The 16,585-nt window shown below is 70.6% G+C and carries 14 protein-coding genes; 7 read left to right on the top strand and 7 right to left on the bottom strand.

Going from position 1 to position 16,585, the window contains the following annotated elements; translation table 11 throughout:
- Positions 1-34: 34 nt before the first annotated feature.
- From ES689_RS08280 to ES689_RS08260, 5 genes are all read left to right on the top strand, one after another.
- Positions 35-766 (top strand): hypothetical protein, encoded by a 732-nt coding sequence (locus ES689_RS08280; protein WP_146902779.1) that lies wholly within the window; start codon positions 35-37, stop codon positions 764-766.
- Complete coding sequence (locus ES689_RS08275) at positions 766-1,368, top strand: ATP/GTP-binding protein (RefSeq protein WP_146902777.1); 603 nt, start codon at positions 766-768, stop codon at positions 1,366-1,368. The genes ES689_RS08280 and ES689_RS08275 overlap by 1 nt, the downstream gene beginning before the upstream one ends.
- Positions 1,365-1,871 (top strand): roadblock/LC7 domain-containing protein, encoded by a 507-nt coding sequence (locus ES689_RS08270; protein WP_191330299.1) that lies wholly within the window; start codon positions 1,365-1,367, stop codon positions 1,869-1,871. Before ES689_RS08275 ends, ES689_RS08270 begins: the two co-directional genes overlap by 4 nt.
- A 179-nt stretch (positions 1,872-2,050) precedes the next feature.
- Complete coding sequence (locus tag ES689_RS08265) at positions 2,051-2,410, top strand: hypothetical protein (RefSeq protein WP_146902774.1); 360 nt, start codon at positions 2,051-2,053, stop codon at positions 2,408-2,410.
- A gap of 318 nt (positions 2,411-2,728) precedes the next feature.
- Positions 2,729-3,058: a hypothetical protein gene (locus ES689_RS08260; protein ID WP_146902771.1), complete on the top strand. Its 330-nt coding sequence runs from the start codon at positions 2,729-2,731 to the stop codon at positions 3,056-3,058.
- Here the strand turns inward: ES689_RS08260 and ES689_RS08255 are convergent.
- Positions 3,055-3,594, bottom strand: a complete 540-nt coding sequence (locus ES689_RS08255) for a GNAT family N-acetyltransferase (RefSeq protein ID WP_146902768.1) — start codon at positions 3,592-3,594, stop codon at positions 3,055-3,057. The genes ES689_RS08260 and ES689_RS08255 overlap by 4 nt on opposite strands.
- A gap of 156 nt (positions 3,595-3,750) precedes the next feature.
- On the bottom strand, positions 3,751-4,053 hold the full coding sequence (locus tag ES689_RS08250; protein WP_146902765.1) for a helix-turn-helix transcriptional regulator: 303 nt from the start codon (positions 4,051-4,053) through the stop codon (positions 3,751-3,753).
- Positions 4,054-4,144: 91 nt separating this feature from the next.
- On the opposite strand from ES689_RS08250, the gene map reads away from it, so the two are divergent.
- Entirely contained in the window at positions 4,145-4,915 is a 771-nt protein-coding gene (gene map, locus ES689_RS08245) for a type I methionyl aminopeptidase (protein ID WP_146902762.1), read from the top strand.
- Between the two features lie 21 nt (positions 4,916-4,936).
- On the opposite strand, the gene ES689_RS08240 is transcribed toward map, so the two are convergent.
- The 3 genes from ES689_RS08240 to rpoB all read right to left on the bottom strand — a co-directional run bounded on the left by ES689_RS08240 (position 4,937) and on the right by rpoB (position 13,663).
- The gene (locus ES689_RS08240; RefSeq protein WP_146902759.1) at positions 4,937-6,058 is read right to left on the bottom strand and encodes an N-acetyltransferase; all 1,122 of its coding nucleotides are present in this window, start codon (positions 6,056-6,058) and stop codon (positions 4,937-4,939) included.
- Between the two features lie 182 nt (positions 6,059-6,240).
- Positions 6,241-10,122, bottom strand: a complete 3,882-nt coding sequence (locus tag ES689_RS08235) for a DNA-directed RNA polymerase subunit beta' (RefSeq protein WP_133738215.1) — start codon at positions 10,120-10,122, stop codon at positions 6,241-6,243.
- A gap of 49 nt (positions 10,123-10,171) precedes the next feature.
- The gene (rpoB, locus tag ES689_RS08230; protein WP_146902756.1) at positions 10,172-13,663 is read right to left on the bottom strand and encodes a DNA-directed RNA polymerase subunit beta; all 3,492 of its coding nucleotides are present in this window, start codon (positions 13,661-13,663) and stop codon (positions 10,172-10,174) included.
- Positions 13,664-14,003: 340 nt separating this feature from the next.
- Here rpoB and ES689_RS08225 point away from each other — a divergent pair, with 340 nt between their 5' ends.
- Entirely contained in the window at positions 14,004-14,861 is an 858-nt protein-coding gene (locus tag ES689_RS08225; protein WP_146902753.1) for a spermidine synthase, read from the top strand.
- Positions 14,862-14,901: 40 nt separating this feature from the next.
- Here ES689_RS08225 and csrA read toward each other — a convergent pair whose 3' ends face one another.
- Together csrA and ES689_RS08215 are read right to left on the bottom strand one after the other, a co-directional pair.
- Entirely contained in the window at positions 14,902-15,156 is a 255-nt protein-coding gene (gene csrA, locus ES689_RS08220; RefSeq protein ID WP_146902750.1) for a carbon storage regulator CsrA, read from the bottom strand.
- A 191-nt stretch (positions 15,157-15,347) separates the two neighbouring features.
- Positions 15,348-16,571, bottom strand: coding sequence for a hypothetical protein (locus tag ES689_RS08215; RefSeq protein WP_146902747.1), 1,224 nt, complete (start codon positions 16,569-16,571; stop codon positions 15,348-15,350).
- Between the last annotated feature and the right edge of the window lie 14 nt (positions 16,572-16,585).

Genomic DNA, 16,585 nt, shown 5'->3' with positions numbered 1-16,585 from the left:
CCCCTAGGAGCCACGCACGATGCACGGTCACGAGATGACGTTCGAGCCTGCCCGGACCGCGCCAGCGGCCCCGCAGGACCCCCACGCGGGCAGCGCCCCCGGCCTCGAGACGACGGGCATCACCGTGCCGTCGTTCGGCTGGACCGGCGTGGCTATCGCCCTCCACCGACTCCAGCAGCAGCCGACCGCGTCGATCGTGGTCGTGCGCCAGGCCGACCACCTGCCCCTCGTCGTCGACGTGGAGACGAACTCGTACTGGTGGGACACGCCCCTGACGGCGTTCCCCGCCGAGCCCGTCGACATCGACGTGGTGGTCGAGGCCAAGGACCCCGCCGTCGAGGCGTCGCGCGCGCCCGGCACCGACCTCGACGCGCTGCTGTGGCTGATCGGCAACAACTCGTTCCTGGGCGAGCTCGCCTGGTGGCTGCAGCGCGACGACCGCTACAAGCTGGTGCGCTGGCCGAACTTCACGATGCTGGCGCACACCCCCGAGCAGATGCGGATGACCGCGATGCTCGGCTACACGTTCCTCCCGGTGAGCGAGCTGGCCAACGCCAGCGAGTCGGACCCGTCCGAGGCCCGCCGCCTGGTCAACGCGTTCAGCCTGATGCGCCTGCTGCGCGCCGAGTCGCCCGAGCCGGCCGCGGTCGCCGCCACCGCCGTCGGCTCGGCCACGGCCCCGTCCGACCCCGCTGCGGTCCGAGTCGCCCCGCAGCCCCGCCGCGGCGGGCTCTTCAGCCGCCTGCGCGACCGGCTCGGCCTCTGATGGCCGAGCACGTCATCCTCTTCGGCGGCCCGATGGGCGCCGGCAAGACCACCGCGATCGAGACGCTCAGCGAGACCGAGGTCGTCCGCACCGAGGCCGCGAACACCGACCGGGCCACCGCGGACAAGGACACGACCACGGTCGCCCTCGACTACGGCGAGATCACCCTCGGCGAGACCGACAAGGTGCGCCTCTACGGCATCCCCGGCCAGCAGCGCTTCGACTTCATGTGGACGATCCTCAAGGAGCGCGCGAAGGGCATGGTGCTGCTCGTCAACAACGACGCCGCCGACCCCGTCGGCGAGATGCTGACGTTCCTCGACGAGTTCCGCGACCTCTACGACCGGGGCGGCGTCGTCGTCGCGGCGACGCGCTCCGACGTGTCGGCCACCCCGACGGTGGCCGACTACTCGGCGGCGCTGACCGAGCGCCGTCCCGACCTGGTCGTGCCGGTGTTCACGGTCGACCCCCGACAGGAAGACCAGATGCGCACCGTCCTCATGACGCTCGTCGCCAACATCGAGATGCGCGAGATGTTCACCGCGGCGCCCGTCGCCTCCGCGCCCCTCGCCGCCCAGCCCGCCGTGGCGGTGGCCGAGTGAGCCTCGCACCCCACCTCGACCCCGTCGTCGTCGACCTCGGCCGCCAGGCCCTGCTCTCGATGGGCGAGGTGAGCCGCTCGCTCGTCTACGGCTCGTTCCTCACCGACGACGGCTTCGAGGTCGTCCACGTGCCCGACGGCAAGGTCGACGCGAACCGCTTCGCCAGCATGGCCAGCTCCATCCAGGCGCTCAGCGAGGCCGTCGCCCGGGAGGTGCGGATCGGCTCGAGCGAGTACGTCATCATCGCGTCCCAGAAGGGCCACGTCATCCAGCTGCGCGTCCCCGGGCACCCCGTCGTGCTCGGCGCGCTGTTCGACGACGACGAGACGCTCGGCAAGGCCCTCTCGGTCGCGCGCCGCTGCGCCCAGCAGCTGGCCGCCTCCTTGGCCGACCGCCCGGCCGTGCAGCCCGACGCGGCCGCCCACGAGCCGGACGCCGCCGTCGAGCACTGCGACGCGCACGGCGACGCACCCGCCGTCGCGCACGCCGTCCCCGCCCTCTGACCCTGGCCAGGCACGCAGCCCTGCCCCTCCGACCGCTCCGGCCGCACCTCCGTGGCCGGCTGCCGAGCGGTGCCCGCCCGACGCCGGCGCCGCTGCCCGCACCACCCCTGACCCGACCAGGTCAGGGCCGGACAGCTCACACCCGAACTGCCCTGACCCGAACAGGAAGCACTGCACCCATGGCCAACATCACCGAGTCCCTCGAGACCCTCCTCACCGTCGACGGCGCGATGGCCGCCGCCGTCGTCGACAGCGCGTCCGGCATGCTGCTCGGCGGCGCCGGCAGCGGCATCGACCTGGAGCTGGCCGCGGCCGGCAACACCGAGGTCGTCCGCGCGAAGCTCAAGACCGCCAAGTCGCTGGGCCTCGCCGACTCGATCGAGGACATCCTCATCACCCTCTCGAGCCAGATCCACATCATCCGGCCCCTCGCCAGCAACCGCGAGGTCTTCATCTACTTCGTGCTCGACCGCTCGAAGGCGAACCTCGCCCTCGCTCGCATGAAGTCCAAGGAGGTCGAGGGCCAGCTGGCCTTCTGACCCACGCCGCGGCTCCCTGCGCCGCAGCACCCCGACGGGGCGTCGACCACTGAGGTCGGCGCCCCGTCGTCGTGCGCCGACTCCCGGCCCAGCAGAGCGATCCACGAGATATTTCCACTGAAATACATTCTATGAAATCTTGCGCCTCTGGTCGATGACGGTGCAGGGTTCGAGGACGCCCAACCGATGGCGAAGGAGAGAGGTGGATTCTCGGGCCCTCCTGGCCCCGAGTCGCGACGTGGACCAGGGCCCCGGGGGGACTCAGCCATCCCACGGCCCTGAACTACGATGCTGATCGCCTGAGGAGAGGAACCCTGCATGTCCTATCTAGTGAGACGAGGGACGGTCGTCGCAGTCACGGACATCGTGGATGATGATCCGGCCTACCTCAGCGTCACGGTCGAGTGCCCCGATGACGAGTACGTCGATCTCGGAGGCCAAGGGTCGACCTCGTACCGCCTGGGCCTCACCGGTCACGACGCCGTGCAGCTCCTCCAGTTGGCCCGAGACGGCGGACCCCCCCCTGACATCCTGTTCGCCGGACGACTCGTCGTCCGCCATGAACCGTCGACCGGCATGTCGTTCCCGGAGGTTGAGGCGGAGTACGTCGGCCTCGCCTTCACCGATCCCCGGATCGACCGGGCCTAGTCGAGGAGGCGCTGGTACAGCACGTGCTCGCGCCACTCCCCCGCGATGCGGAGGTAGCCCGGCGCCGTGCCGTACTGCTCGAAGCCCGAGGCGGCGAGCACGGCACGCGACCCCGCGTTGTGCGGCAGGGCGCTCGCCTCGAGGCGGTGCAGGCGGAGGACGGTCGCCGCGAGGTCGACGACGACCGCCAGCGCCGCCTTGGCCAGGCCCTGCCCCGTCCGCTCTCGGTCGACCCAGTAGCCGACGGCTGCCTTCTGCAGCGGCCCGCGGACGATCTGGTTGAGGGCGATCGTGCCGACCACGCGGTCGCCGTCCATCAGGTGGAACGGCTGCTGCTCGCCGGCGGCGGCCGACGCGATGCGCGCCGTGAGCATGGCCCGCTGGCCGGCGGGCTCGAAGAACGACGGCGCCCGCTCCGGGTCCCACGGCGCGAGGTGCTCGCGGTTGCGCCGGTGCGCCTCGGCGAGGGCGGCGGCGTCGCCGACCCGCGCCTCCCGCAGGAGGACGGTGTCGGTGAGGGCCTGCTCGAACTGCACCCTCTGACCCTAGGCCGCGCCCGCGTCGGGCGCCGCGGACGGTGACGCAGGCGTCGTGGGACGACGTGGGCGAGGGCCCACACCTGCGGCGTCCCTTCTCGCCTACGCCGCCTCGGGGCAAGGGACGAGCAGCCGGGGAGGCGGCGGCCGAGGGTGCTAGGAGGCGAGCGGCGCGTCGACGGGGACGACCGCCTCCTGCGCCTGGTCGCCCTGCGTCGGCTGGCTGATCTCGGCCCAGACGTCGTCGAGCGAGACGCCGACGACCTGGGCGATCGCCGCGATGGTGGGGAACGACGGGGTCGCGACCCGGCCGGACTCGATCTTGCGCAGCGTCTCGGGCGAGACGCCGGCGTCGAGGGCCGTACGGAGCATCGACCGCTCGCCGCGCGCCTGCCGCAGCAGGGCCCCGAGGCGGCGGCCGCGAGCGACCTCGGCGGGGCTCAGCGGCAGACGGACCATGCGCAGAGCCTAGCCCGAGGAGGCGATGGTCGGGATAGCATTACCGGGACAGTTGTCCCGCCGCGCGCCGGCAGACCCGAGGAGACGCCCCGTGATCGAGATCTTCAGCCCCGCCGAGCTGGGCCGTGCCCGCGACTCCGGAGCGCTGGTCGGGCACATCCTGCACACGGTGTCGCAGCGCGTCACCGTCGGCACGAACCTGCTCGAGATCGACGAGTGGACCCGCGAGATGATCGTCGAGGCCGGCGGCGAGTCCTGCTACGTCGACTACGCGCCCTCGTTCGGCCGCGGGCCGTTCGGCCACTGGATCTGCACGGCGGTCAACGACGCCGTGCTGCACGGGCTCCCTCACGACTACGCCCTGCGCGACGGCGACCTGCTGACCCTCGACCTGGCCGTCGTGCTGAACGGCATCGCCGCCGACTCCGCCCTGAGCTTCGTGGTCGGCACCGCGCGCCCCGCGGGCAGCACGGAGCTGATCGAGACGACCGAGCGCGCCCTGGAGGCGGCGATCGCGGCAGCCGTTCCCGGGGCGAAGATGGGCGACGTCTCGTACGCCATCGGCTCGGTGCTGACCGCGGCGGGGTACCCCGTGAACGTGCAGTTCGGCGGCCACGGCATCGGCTCGACCATGCACCAGGACCCGCACGTCGCGAACATCGGCCGCCCGGGCCGCGGCTACAAGCTGCGCCCGGGCCTGCTGCTCGCCCTCGAGCCCTGGGTCATGGCCGACACCGACGAGCTCGTGACCGACGACGACGGCTGGACCCTCCGCAGCGCGACCGGCTGCCTCACGGCGCACAGCGAGCACACAGTCGCCATCACCGAGGACGGCGCGGAGATCCTGACCGTCCGCGGCTAGCGCGACCGGCGTGGCCTCGGGTCAGTACTCGCGGAGGTACGCGGCGCGACGACCCGCGACGGTGAAGCCCGCGCGCTCGTAGAGCCCGACGGCGCCCGTGGGGCTCGTCGAGTCGACGTCGAGCACGCAGAGCTCGAAGCCCTCGTCGGCCTGCCGGGCCAGGGCCGTCGCGAGCAGCGACTGCGCGAGGTGCCGACCGCGCCAGGCCCGCCGGACGCCCACGTAGTCGACGTGGGCGCTGCGGCCGCCGTGGGCCGCCCACTGCTCGGGCTCGACGGTGGTGAGCACGAAGGCGACCACCTCCTCCTCGCCGTCGTCGCCCTCGGCGACCGCCACGAACGAGAGGTCGGCTCGGAACGTCGCCGCCCCGACGAGCATGCGCCACACCTCGGGCGTGCTCGCCTGGCTGCCCCAGTGGTCGACGAACGCCTCGTTGCGGGCGAGGCGCGTCGCCTCCTCGAGGGCCGTCGAGTACTCTTCGAGCCGCACCGCGTCGTCGAGGCGCACCGACTCGACCGGCCGGGTCAGGTCGCGGCTGAGCGTGCTCCACCAGCGGGCCGGAGCGAAGCCCTGACGCTGCATCAGCGCCGCGTGCGCGGCTGCCCCCTCCTCGACGCCCCCGGCGAGCACGGCAGGCAGCACCTCGTCCGACCCCGACAGGTGCTGCTCGCCCCGCAGCCGTTGCCACTCGAGCAGCTCGCGCCCGAGGCCGAGTCCGCGCCTGCGGGGGTCGACGCCGCCGTCGACGGAGACGCGGACGACCGACTCCCGCACCGGCCAGAGGAAGCTGAGCCCCCAGGCGACCAGCTGCCCGTCCCCCTCGTCGGCGACGAGGGAGTCGCGCTCGAGGTCGATGCCGGGCATCTCGAGCAGCTGTCGCATCGACGACAGCGAGGTCACGTGCAGCGGGTGGTCGCGCGACGCCACGCGCCCGTCGAGCGCGTGCAGGGCACCGAGGTCGACCAGGGTGGCCGGGCGCCAGCACAGGCCGTCACGATCATGAGGGAGGGGCGCGTCCGGCCTCGGGACCCGGGCGCTGACGGGCAGGTCGACCGCGTCGAGCCGGACGCCCACGGCGGCCTCTCCCCGCGCGACAGTGGGCTCGACGGGCGGGGACGAGGGCACGGACTGCTCGGAGCTCATCGCTCCATACTGCCCGGTCTCGGGGGCCGGTCGCGAGCCGGCGCCGCCGACGGGCACCTCCTCGTGGGCTCGCGGACCGACGACGACGGGCCCCGTCCCTCGCGTGGTGCGAGGGCCGGGGCCCGTCGTGGTGCTGCTGACCGGATGGACCGTCAGACCCGGAGGTCGTCTGGCCCGCCTGCTCAGTTGTAGGTGCCGGGCGTGAAGTCGTCCGACGAGAACGAGTCGAAGTCCACGAAGCTGAGGTCAGCCTCGGTGAACGACGCGTCGTCCGTGAACACGCGGTTGGGGTACCGCTCGGCCTTCGCTTCTTCCGTCGCCTCGACCGAGACGTCGCGGTAGCGCGACAGCCCTGTTCCCGCAGGGATCAGCTTTCCGATGATCACGTTCTCCTTCAGACCGACCAGGGGGTCGCTCTTGCCCTCCATCGCAGCCTGCGTGAGCACGCGGGTCGTCTCCTGGAAGGAGGCGGCCGACAACCACGACTCGGTCGCGAGCGAGGCCTTGGTGATGCCCATGACCTCCTGGCGGGCGGACGCGGTCCGCTTGCCCTCGGTCAGCGCCGCACGGTTGATCTCGTTGTACTTCGACCGGTCGACGAGCTCACCGGGGAGCAGGTCGGTGTCGGCGTGGTCGACGACGGTGACCTTGCGGAGCATCTGACGGACGATGACCTCGATGTGCTTGTCGTGGATCGGCACGCCCTGCGAACGGTAGACGTCCTGGACGCCCCCGACGAGGTGCTGCTGCACCGCACGGACGCCCTTGACTCGCAGGACCTCCTTCGGGTCGACCGCACCGGCGATGATCTGCGCGCCGAGCTCGACGTGTTGACCGTCCTCGACGAGGAGGGTCGAGCGCTTGAGCACGGGGTAGATGACCGGCTCGTCGCCGTTGTCGAGGTTGAGGATGACCCGTCGGGCCTTGTCCGTGTCCTCGATCGTGATGCGACCGGCACCGTCGGCGATCGGGGACGCACCCTTGGGGGTACGTGCCTCGAACAGCTCCGTCACGCGGGGAAGACCCTGCGTGATGTCGTCGGCCGAGGCCGAACCACCGGTGTGGAAGGTGCGCATCGTGAGCTGCGTGCCGGGCTCGCCGATCGACTGGGCCGCGATGATGCCGACGGCCTCGCCGATGTCGACCAGGTTGCCGGTCGCGAGCGAGCGGCCGTAGCACTGGGCGCAGACGCCGACCGCGGCCTCGCAGGTGAGCACGGAACGGACCTTGATGGTCTCGACCCCTGCCGCCACGAGCTCGTCGATCAGCACGTCTCCGACGTCGGCGCCGGCCTCGGCCAGCACGGTGCCCTTCGCGTCGACGGCCGCAGCCGCCAGCGAACGGGCGAACACGGTGTTCTCGACGGTCGCGTCGCGCACCATGACGCCGTCGGCGTCGGGTGCGGCGATGGGCATCTCGAGACCGCGCGAGGTGCCGCAGTCGTCCTCACGGATGATGACGTCCTGCGACACGTCGACGAGTCGACGGGTCAGGTACCCCGAGTCGGCCGTACGGAGGGCCGTGTCGGCCAGTCCCTTGCGGGCACCGTGCGTCGCGATGAAGTACTCGGCCACCGACAGGCCCTCGCGGTACGACGAGATGATCGGGCGGGGGATGATGTCGCCCTTCGGGTTGTTCACGAGGCCTCGCATGCCGGCGATGTTGCGCACCTGCAGCCAGTTTCCACGAGCACCCGAGGTGACCATGCGGTTGATCGTGTTGTCGACCGGGAAGTTGGCCCGCATCTCGGCGGCGACCTCGTTCGTGGCCTCCGTCCAGATCTTGATCAGGTCCGCACGACGCTCGGCGTCGCTGATGAGGCCCTTGTCGAACTCGGACTGCACCGCGGCGGCCTGCTTCTCGTAGCCCGCCACGATCTCCGGCTTGCGCGGAGGCGTGAGGACGTCGGAGAGGGCGACCGTGACACCGGAGCGCGAGGCCCAGTAGAAGCCCGCGTCCTTGATGTTGTCGAGCGCAGCAGCGACGGCGACCTTGGGGTAGCGCTCGGCGAGGTCGTTGACGATCGTCGAGAGCATGCCCTTGTCGGTCACCTGCTGCACGAACGGGTAGTCCGCCGGCAGGTTCTCGTTGAAGAGCGCACGACCGAGGGTCGTGTCGAGCAGGATGTCCTGTCCGACCTCGTAGCCCTCGGGAGCCTCGCCCTCGGCGAAGTGCACGCCGTTCATGCGGATCTTGGCCATGGCATTCAGGTCGAGCGTGCCCTGGTCCTTGGCGAGGATCGCCTCGGACACGGAGGAGAAGGCACGGCCCTCGCCGACAGCGCCCTCGGTGACCGTCGTCAGGTAGTGCAGGCCGATGATCATGTCCTGTGCGGGCAGGGTCACCGGTCGGCCGTCGGACGGCTTCAGGATGTTGTTCGACGCGAGCATCAGGATGCGCGCCTCGGCCTGGGCCTCGACGGACAGCGGCAGGTGCACGGCCATCTGGTCGCCGTCGAAGTCGGCGTTGAACGCCGCGCAGACGAGCGGGTGCAGCTGGATGGCCTTGCCCTCGACCAGCTGGGGCTCGAAGGCCTGGATGCCGAGACGGTGCAGCGTGGGCGCGCGGTTCAGCAGCACGGGGCGCTCGCGGATGATCTCCTCGAGGACGTCCCACACCTGCGGGCGCGAACGCTCGACCATGCGCTTGGCGCTCTTGATGTTCTGAGCGTGCGACAGGTCGATCAGGCGCTTGATGACGAAGGGCTTGAACAGCTCGAGCGCCATCTGCTTCGGCAGGCCGCACTGGTGCAGCTTGAGCGTCGGGCCGACGATGATGACCGAACGACCGGAGTAGTCGACGCGCTTGCCGAGCAGGTTCTGGCGGAACCGACCCTGCTTTCCCTTGAGCATGTCGCTCAGGGACTTCAGGGCGCGGTTGCCGGTGCCCGTGACGGGACGGCCGCGGCGACCGTTGTCGAAGAGCGCGTCCACCGCCTCCTGCAGCATCCGCTTCTCGTTGTTGACGATGATCTCGGGGGCACCGAGGTCGAGCAGTCGACGGAGGCGGTTGTTGCGGTTGATGACGCGACGGTAGAGGTCGTTCAGGTCGGACGTCGCGAAGCGACCACCGTCGAGCTGCACCATCGGGCGCAGCTCGGGCGGGATCACCGGCACGACGTCGAGCACCATCGCGGCGGGCGAGTTGCCCGTGGCGAGGAAGGAGCTGACGACGCGCAGGCGCTTGATCGCGCGGATCTTCTTCTGGCCCTTGCCCTCCGAGATCTGCAGGTGCAGGTTCTCGGCCTCGGTGGTCAGGTCGAAGCCCTCGAGGCGCTTCTTGATGGCCTCGGCGCCCATGTGGGCCTCGAAGTACATGCCGAAGCGGTCCTGGAGCTCGTGGAAGACGGCGTCCTCGGGCTTGAGGTCGCCCACCTTGAGCGTGCGGAAGTCCTCCCACACGCGCTCGAGGCGGTTGATGTCCTCGTCGAAGGCCTTGCGGGTCTGGCCCATCTCCTTCTCGGCGACGTCTTTCGCACGACGCTTCTGGTCGCTCTTCGCACCTTCTTCTTCAAGAGCGGCGAGGTCGACCTCGAGCTTCTGCAGACGGTCGGCGATGCGCGTGTCGCGCTGCGTCTCGAGCTGCTTGATCTCGAGGCGGAGCTCGTTCTCGAGACCGGGCATGTCGGCGTGACGGCCCTCGTCGTCGATCGAGATCACCATGTAGGCGGCGAAGTAGATGACCTTCTCGAGGTCTTTCGGCGCCATGTCGAGCAGGTAGCCGAGGCGCGACGGGACGCCCTTGAAGTACCAGATGTGCGTGACGGGGGCAGCGAGCTCGATGTGGCCCATGCGCTCACGGCGCACCGACGACTTCGTGACCTCGACGCCGCAGCGCTCGCAGACGATGCCCTTGAAGCGGACGCGCTTGTACTTGCCGCACGCGCACTCCCAGTCACGCGACGGCCCGAAGATCTGCTCTCCGAAGAGGCCGTCCTTCTCGGGCTTCAGCGTGCGGTAGTTGATGGTCTCCGGCTTCTTGACCTCACCGTGCGACCAGGCGCGGATGTTCTCGGCCGTGGCGAGGCCGATCCGCAGCTCATCGAAAGTTGTTGCTTCGATCAAAATTCAGTCCCTTGTCAGATGTATCGACGTGTCGTTGTGGGAAGGGGGCTTAGATCTCGTCGACGTTCGACGACTCGAAGCGGGAGGAGATGTTGATGCCGAGCTCTTCCGCAGCACGGAAGACCTCGTCGTCCGTGTCGCGCAGGCTGACCGTCTGGCCGTCGGCCGAGAGGACCTCGACGTTCAGGCACAGCGACTGCATCTCCTTGATGAGGACCTTGAAGCTCTCGGGGATGCCGGGCTCCTGGATGTTCTCGCCCTTGACGATCGCCTCGTAGACCTTGACGCGGCCGAGGATGTCGTCGGACTTGATCGTCAGGAGCTCCTGCAGCGCGTACGCGGCACCGTAGGCCTCGAGGGCCCACACCTCCATCTCGCCGAAGCGCTGTCCGCCGAACTGGGCCTTACCGCCCAGGGGCTGCTGCGTGATCATCGAGTAGGGGCCCGTCGAACGCGCGTGGATCTTGTCGTCGACGAGGTGGTGCAGCTTCAGGATGTACATGTAGCCGACCGAGATCGGGTTCGGGAAGGGCTCTCCCGAACGACCGTCGAACAGCATCGTCTTTCCCGAGGAGCCGATCAGGCGGTCGCCGTCACGCGTGGGCAGCGTCGAGTCGAGGAGACCCTCGATCTCGCGCTCGGCGGCACCGTCGAACACCGGGGTGGCGACCTTCGTGCCGGGAGCCGCGCTGAGCGCCTCCGGCGGGAGGTTCTTGGCCCACTCCTGGATGCCCTCGACGTTCCAGCCCTGCGCCGCGATCCACCCGAGGTGGATCTCGAGCACCTGGCCGAAGTTCATGCGACCGGGGACGCCCAGCGGGTTCAGGATGATGTCGACCGGCGTGCCGTCCGCGAGGAACGGCATGTCCTCGACGGGGAGGATCGTCGAGATGACGCCCTTGTTGCCGTGACGGCCGGCGAGCTTGTCGCCCGCGGTGATCTTGCGTCGCTGCGCGATGAACACCACGACGCGCTGGTTGACGCCCGAGCCGAGCTCGTCGTCGCCGTCCTGAGAGTCGAAGACCTTGACGCCGATGACGGTTCCCTGCTCGCCGTGGGGCACCTTCAGGGACGTGTCGCGGACCTCACGGCTCTTCTCGTTGAAGATGGCGCGCAGGAGGCGCTCCTCGGCAGAGAGCTCGGTCTCGCCCTTGGGCGTGACCTTGCCGACGAGGATGTCGCCGGGACGGACCTCGGCGCCGATGCGGATGATGCCGCGGTCGTCGAGGTCGGCCAGCAGGTCGGGGCTGACGTTGGGGAGGTCACGGGTGATCTCCTCCTTGCCGAGCTTCGTGTCGCGGGCGTCGACCTCGTACTCCTCGATGTGGATCGAGGAGAGCGTGTCGTCCTTCACGAGGTTCTGCGACAGGATCATCGCGTCCTCGTAGTTGTAGCCCTCCCACGGCATGAACGCGACGAGCAGGTTCTTGCCGAGCGCGAGCTCGCCGTTCTCGGTCGCAGGGCCGTCGGCGATGACCTCGCCGACCTCGATGCGCTGACCGGCGTCGACGATCACGCGGTGGTTGTAGCTGGCGCCCTGGTTCGAGCGGTCGAACTTGCGCAGGTAGTAGTCCTGCGTGCCGCCCTCGTCCAGCTGGACGGTGACGACGTCGGCCGAGACCTCGGTGACGACACCTGCGGCGTCGGCGGTGACGACGTCGCCGGCGTCGATGGCCGTGTAGCCCTCCATGCCGGTGCCGACCAGGGGGCTCTCGCTGCGGACCAGCGGGACGGCCTGACGCTGCATGTTGGCGCCCATGAGGGCACGGTTCGCGTCGTCGTGCTCGAGGAACGGGATGAGCGAGGTCGCGACCGACACCATCTGGCGCGGCGAGACGTCCATGTAGTCGACCTCGTCCTTGGCGACGAGCTCCACCTCGCCGCCCTTCTTGCGGACCAGCACCTTGTCGTCGACGAAGTTGAAGTCGTCGTCGAGCGGAGCGTTGGCCTGGGCGACGACGAACTCGTCTTCTTCAGAGGCGGTGAGGTAGTCGATCGTGGTGCTGACGTTGCCGCCGTTGACACGACGGTAGGGCGTCTCGATGAAGCCGAACGAGTTGATGCGGGCGAACGAGGCGAGCGAGCCGATCAGGCCGATGTTCGGGCCTTCCGGGGTCTCGATCGGGCACATGCGGCCGTAGTGCGACGGGTGGACGTCGCGGACCTCGACGCCGGCGCGCTCGCGGCTCAGGCCACCGGGGCCGAGCGCGCTGAGGCGACGCTTGTGCGTCAGGCCCGACAGCGGGTTGTTCTGGTCCATGAACTGCGACAGCTGCGAGGTGCCGAAGAACTCCTTGATCGCGGCGACGACGGGGCGCACGTTGATCAGGGTCTGCGGGGTGATCGCCTCGATGTCCTGCGTGGTCATGCGCTCGCGGACGACGCGCTCCATGCGGGACAGGCCGGTGCGGACCTGGTTCTGGATCAGCTCGCCGACCGCGCGGATGCGACGGTTGCCGAAGTGGTCGATGTCGTCGACGTCGAGGCGCAGCTCGACGGACTCGCCGTCGCGGGTGCCGTCGATCGTCTTCTGCTCGGCGTGCAGCGAGACGAGGTAATTGATCGTCGCGACGATGTCGTCGACGGTCAAGACCGAGTCGCCGAGGGGCGCGTCGATGCCGAGCTTGCGGTTGATCTTGTAGCGACCCACCTTCGCCAGGTCGTAGCGCTTCGGGTTGAAGTAGAAGTTGTCGAGGAGCGCACGCGCGGCCTCGGCAGCGACCTGCTCGCCGGGACGGAGCTTGCGGTAGATGTCCTTGAGGGCTTCTTCCTTCGTGAGGATGGCGTCCTTCTCGAGGGTGGCCTCGATGGACGCGAAGCCCTGGAACTTCTCCGTGATCTCTTCGCTGGTCAGGCCGAGGGCCTTGAGGAAGACGGTGACGCTCTGCTTGCGCTTGCGGTCGATGCGGACGCCGACCTGGTCGCGCTTGTCGATCTCGAACTCGAGCCAGGCACCGCGGCTGGGGATGACGCGAGCCGAGTAGATGTCCTTGTCGGAGGTCTTGTCCGAGGCGCGCTCGAAGTAGACGCCGGGGCTGCGGACCAGCTGCGACACGACGACGCGCTCGGTGCCGTTGATGATGAACGTGCCGCGCTCGGTCATGAGGGGGAAGTCGCCCATGAAGACCGTCTGGGTCTTGATCTCACCGGTGAGGTGGTTCATGAACTCGGCGTTGACGTAGAGAGGGGCGGCGTAGGTCTTGCCGCGCTCCTTGCACTCGTCGATGGAGTACTTGGGGTCTTCGAGCTCGGGCGCCGTGAAGCTGAGCTGCATGGTCTCGCCGAGGTCTTCGATCGGCGAGATCTCCTCGAAGATCTCTTCCAGGCCGGAGTGCAGGGCGAGGTCGGTACGACCCTGCTCCGTCGCCTCGGCGAGGCGGGTCTTCCAGATGTCGTTGCCGACGAGCCAGTCGAAGCTCTCGGTCTGCAGCGCCAGGAGGTCGGGGACCGTCAGCGTGTCGGTGATCTTGGCGAACGAGAGGCGCGATGCGCCACGGCCGTTCTTGGGCGAGTTGGTGGATGCGGTGTTCGCAGCAGCCAAGGAAGTTACCTCCGTGGACCCCGTCGGGTCATCACTGTCGGACAGTATGAGTGGGTGGTGAACGGCCCTCCCGGGGACCGTCGGCCGCAGGGCAGGGTCACAGGACCGTGTCGGGAGCCGAGGCCGAGGACGCCCCCGCCGCGATATTCGGGGGACTGTCTCGGATGTGCGTCGTCGACCGAGATATGACGACGGGACGCACGAGGGAGCGCAAAGGTCAATACTATGCAGCCGGGACACGCCTGGCAAGCCCTGTCGTTGACCTCGGGGCTGACCTCGGGTATAACGCAGGCGGTCCCGCGGAATTCCGCCCGCGCCTCCTCGGTGGGAAGATCGGGACATGGCCGCACCCCACGACGACCCGCCCGCCGAGGTCTCGATCGGAGCGGGCCTCGCCCGCGTCGACGAAGACCGGCACCGGCCCGGCTCGTACACCCTCGTCGTCGACGGCACGCCGCAGTCGCACGTCGACCTCGACGACCCGACGCACCTGGCCTTCGAGTACGTCCGCCGCATCGGCCACGCGATCGACCTGCTGCCCCAGGGGCCACTGACCGCCCTGCACCTCGGCGGCGGCGCCCTCACGCTGCCCCGGTACGTCGAGGCGACGCGGCCCGGCTCGCGCCAGCAGGTGATCGAGCTCGAGGCCGACCTGATCGCGCTGGTGCGCGAGCGGCTGCCTTTCCCGAGGGGCGCCTCCATCCGGCTCCGCTACGGCGACGCCCGCGAGGTGATGGAGAAGCTGCCGGCCGGGCTGCGCGGGTCGGTCGACCTGCTCGTCGTCGACGTCTTCGGCGGGTCGCGCATCCCGGCGCACGTGACGAGCCTCGAGTTCTACACGGCCGCGTCCTCGTTCCTGTCGCCCACCGGCATGCTGATCGTGAACTCGGCCGACGGGGCCGGGCTGGCGTTCGCCCGGGGGCAGGCCTCGACGTTGTCGACCGTGTTCGAGCACGTCGCCGCGGTGGCCGACCCTGCGACCCTCAAGGGCAGGAGGTTCGGCAACGTCGTGCTGATCGGCTCGCCCTCGCCGCTGCCCACCGACCGCATGCCCCGGCTCTACTCGTCGGACCCGCTGCCGGCCAAGGTCGTGCACGGGCGCGAGCTGCGCGACTTCGTCGCCGGGGCGCCGGTCGTCACGGACGCCACGGCGGTGCCGTCGCCGGAGCCGTCGCGGAGCGTGTTCGGGAGCCGCTGAGGCCGGCTGCCTGCCGGCGGGAAGCTGCTGGCCTGCGGAGCTACTGGTCGGCGCGAGGGGCGGGCGCGCCGAGCGCGGCACGGAGGCGGGCCTCGACGTCGGCCGCGGAGGTCGCGCCGGCGGCCTCGACGTTGGCCTCGGTCACGGCCTTGACGACCTCTTCGCGCTGGATCTTCACGCCGCGGGGGGCGTCGATGCCGATGCGCACGCCGTCGCCACGGGAGTCGAGCACGGTGATGACGATGTCGTCACCGATGAGGATCCGCTCCCCGACCTTGCGCGTCAACACCAGCATCCCCCCACCTTAGGAGGTGCGGGGCCGGAGACGGCGCAGACCGGCGGCGCTCGCCGCGCGACCACCTCAGGAGTTCGTGTCACATCACGTTCCGAGCGTCGCGTCCCGCCGTGACGCGACGTGATGCTCGGAACGTGATGCGACAGCCGGGCGCGGCCGGGGGCGCGGGGGCGGGCGCGCGGGCGCGGGCGCTAGGCGCGCCAGCCGACGGGGACGCCGAGCAGGTGGACGGTGCCGGGCGTCGACGTGTCGTCCTCGCCGACGACGGCGACCGCCGCGACCGGCTGCACGGCCCGGACGGCCTCGACCCAGCGGGCGGTGTCGTCGTGCTTGCGGCCGACGTCGACGGCGACCCAGACCTGGTCGGCGGCGATCGCCTCGAGGGCGGCGGGCGCGGCGGCGTCCCACGCGAGGGCGGTGACGACGGCGGAGTCCTCGTGCACGCCGGTCGCCCGGGCCAGGATCGCCCCGCGACGGTCGGCGGCGTCGACCGAGCGCAGCCCGAACGACGTCGCCATCTGGGCGGCCACGCGGAACGCGTCGCCCGGACGCCCGACGACGACCACGAGGTCGCCGGCCCCGCGCAGCACGGACGGTGCGGGGCGGTCGCCCGCATCGCCCGGGGCGAGCGCCGAGGGGGCGGACGAGGAGGCGGCAGCCGCGGCGAGGAACGCGGCGGCGGTCGTCAGGGGGCCGGCGGGCGCCTCCTCGGCGTCGGGCAGCTCGGCCGCCGGGGCCTCGGGGACGGCGATGCCGTTGAAGGTGAAGTCGTCCATGATCTCGGCGAACGCGTCCGTGCGGGTCGAGAGGTCGCCGGCGGCCGCGGCGACGGCGGGCGACGGGGGCGAGGGGAGCGCGCCCGCAGCTGCGGCGCGCGCGGCACGGCGGGGGCTGACGGGCGGGACCGGCTGGGCGGACGCGGAGGCACCCGCGACACCCGAGGCACCGGCGACACCCGCGCTGCCCGAGGCGCCTGCGCTGCCCGAGGCGCCCGAGGCGCCTGCGCCCGCGGCCGGCACGGCCCGGACGACCCGGGGCGCAGCGCCCTCGCGGCCGGCCAGCACGTCGTCGAACGGGTCGCGCGGGCCGGCCTCGGGTCGCGCGGTGATCGTGCCGCGCAGGTCGGCACCGCCGCCCAGGTCGGCACCGCCGCGCGGGTCGAACCCGTCGGCCGCGTCGGCGTCGGCGAGCAGCGCAGCGATGCCGGCGCGGGAGGCCGGGGGCGTGATCGTGATGCGCGCCGTCGGCACGTCGGTGCGCGGGTCGGGCACCTCGACGGTGACCTCGTAGTGCTTGCGGGCGAAGACGCCCGCGACTCCCCCGACGGTCACCTTCTGTGCCGCGACGATCCGGGCGCCCGGGCCGTGCACGGCGCGGACCTCGGCCCGCAGCGCCTCGAGCGACTCGCCGCTCATCGTCCTCCGCACGG

It is taken from the genome of Frigoribacterium sp. ACAM 257 (assembly GCF_007954365.1).
Taxonomy (GTDB): Bacteria; Actinomycetota; Actinomycetes; order Actinomycetales; family Microbacteriaceae; genus Frigoribacterium.
This window is presented reverse-complemented; position numbering and strand designations above follow the sequence as displayed.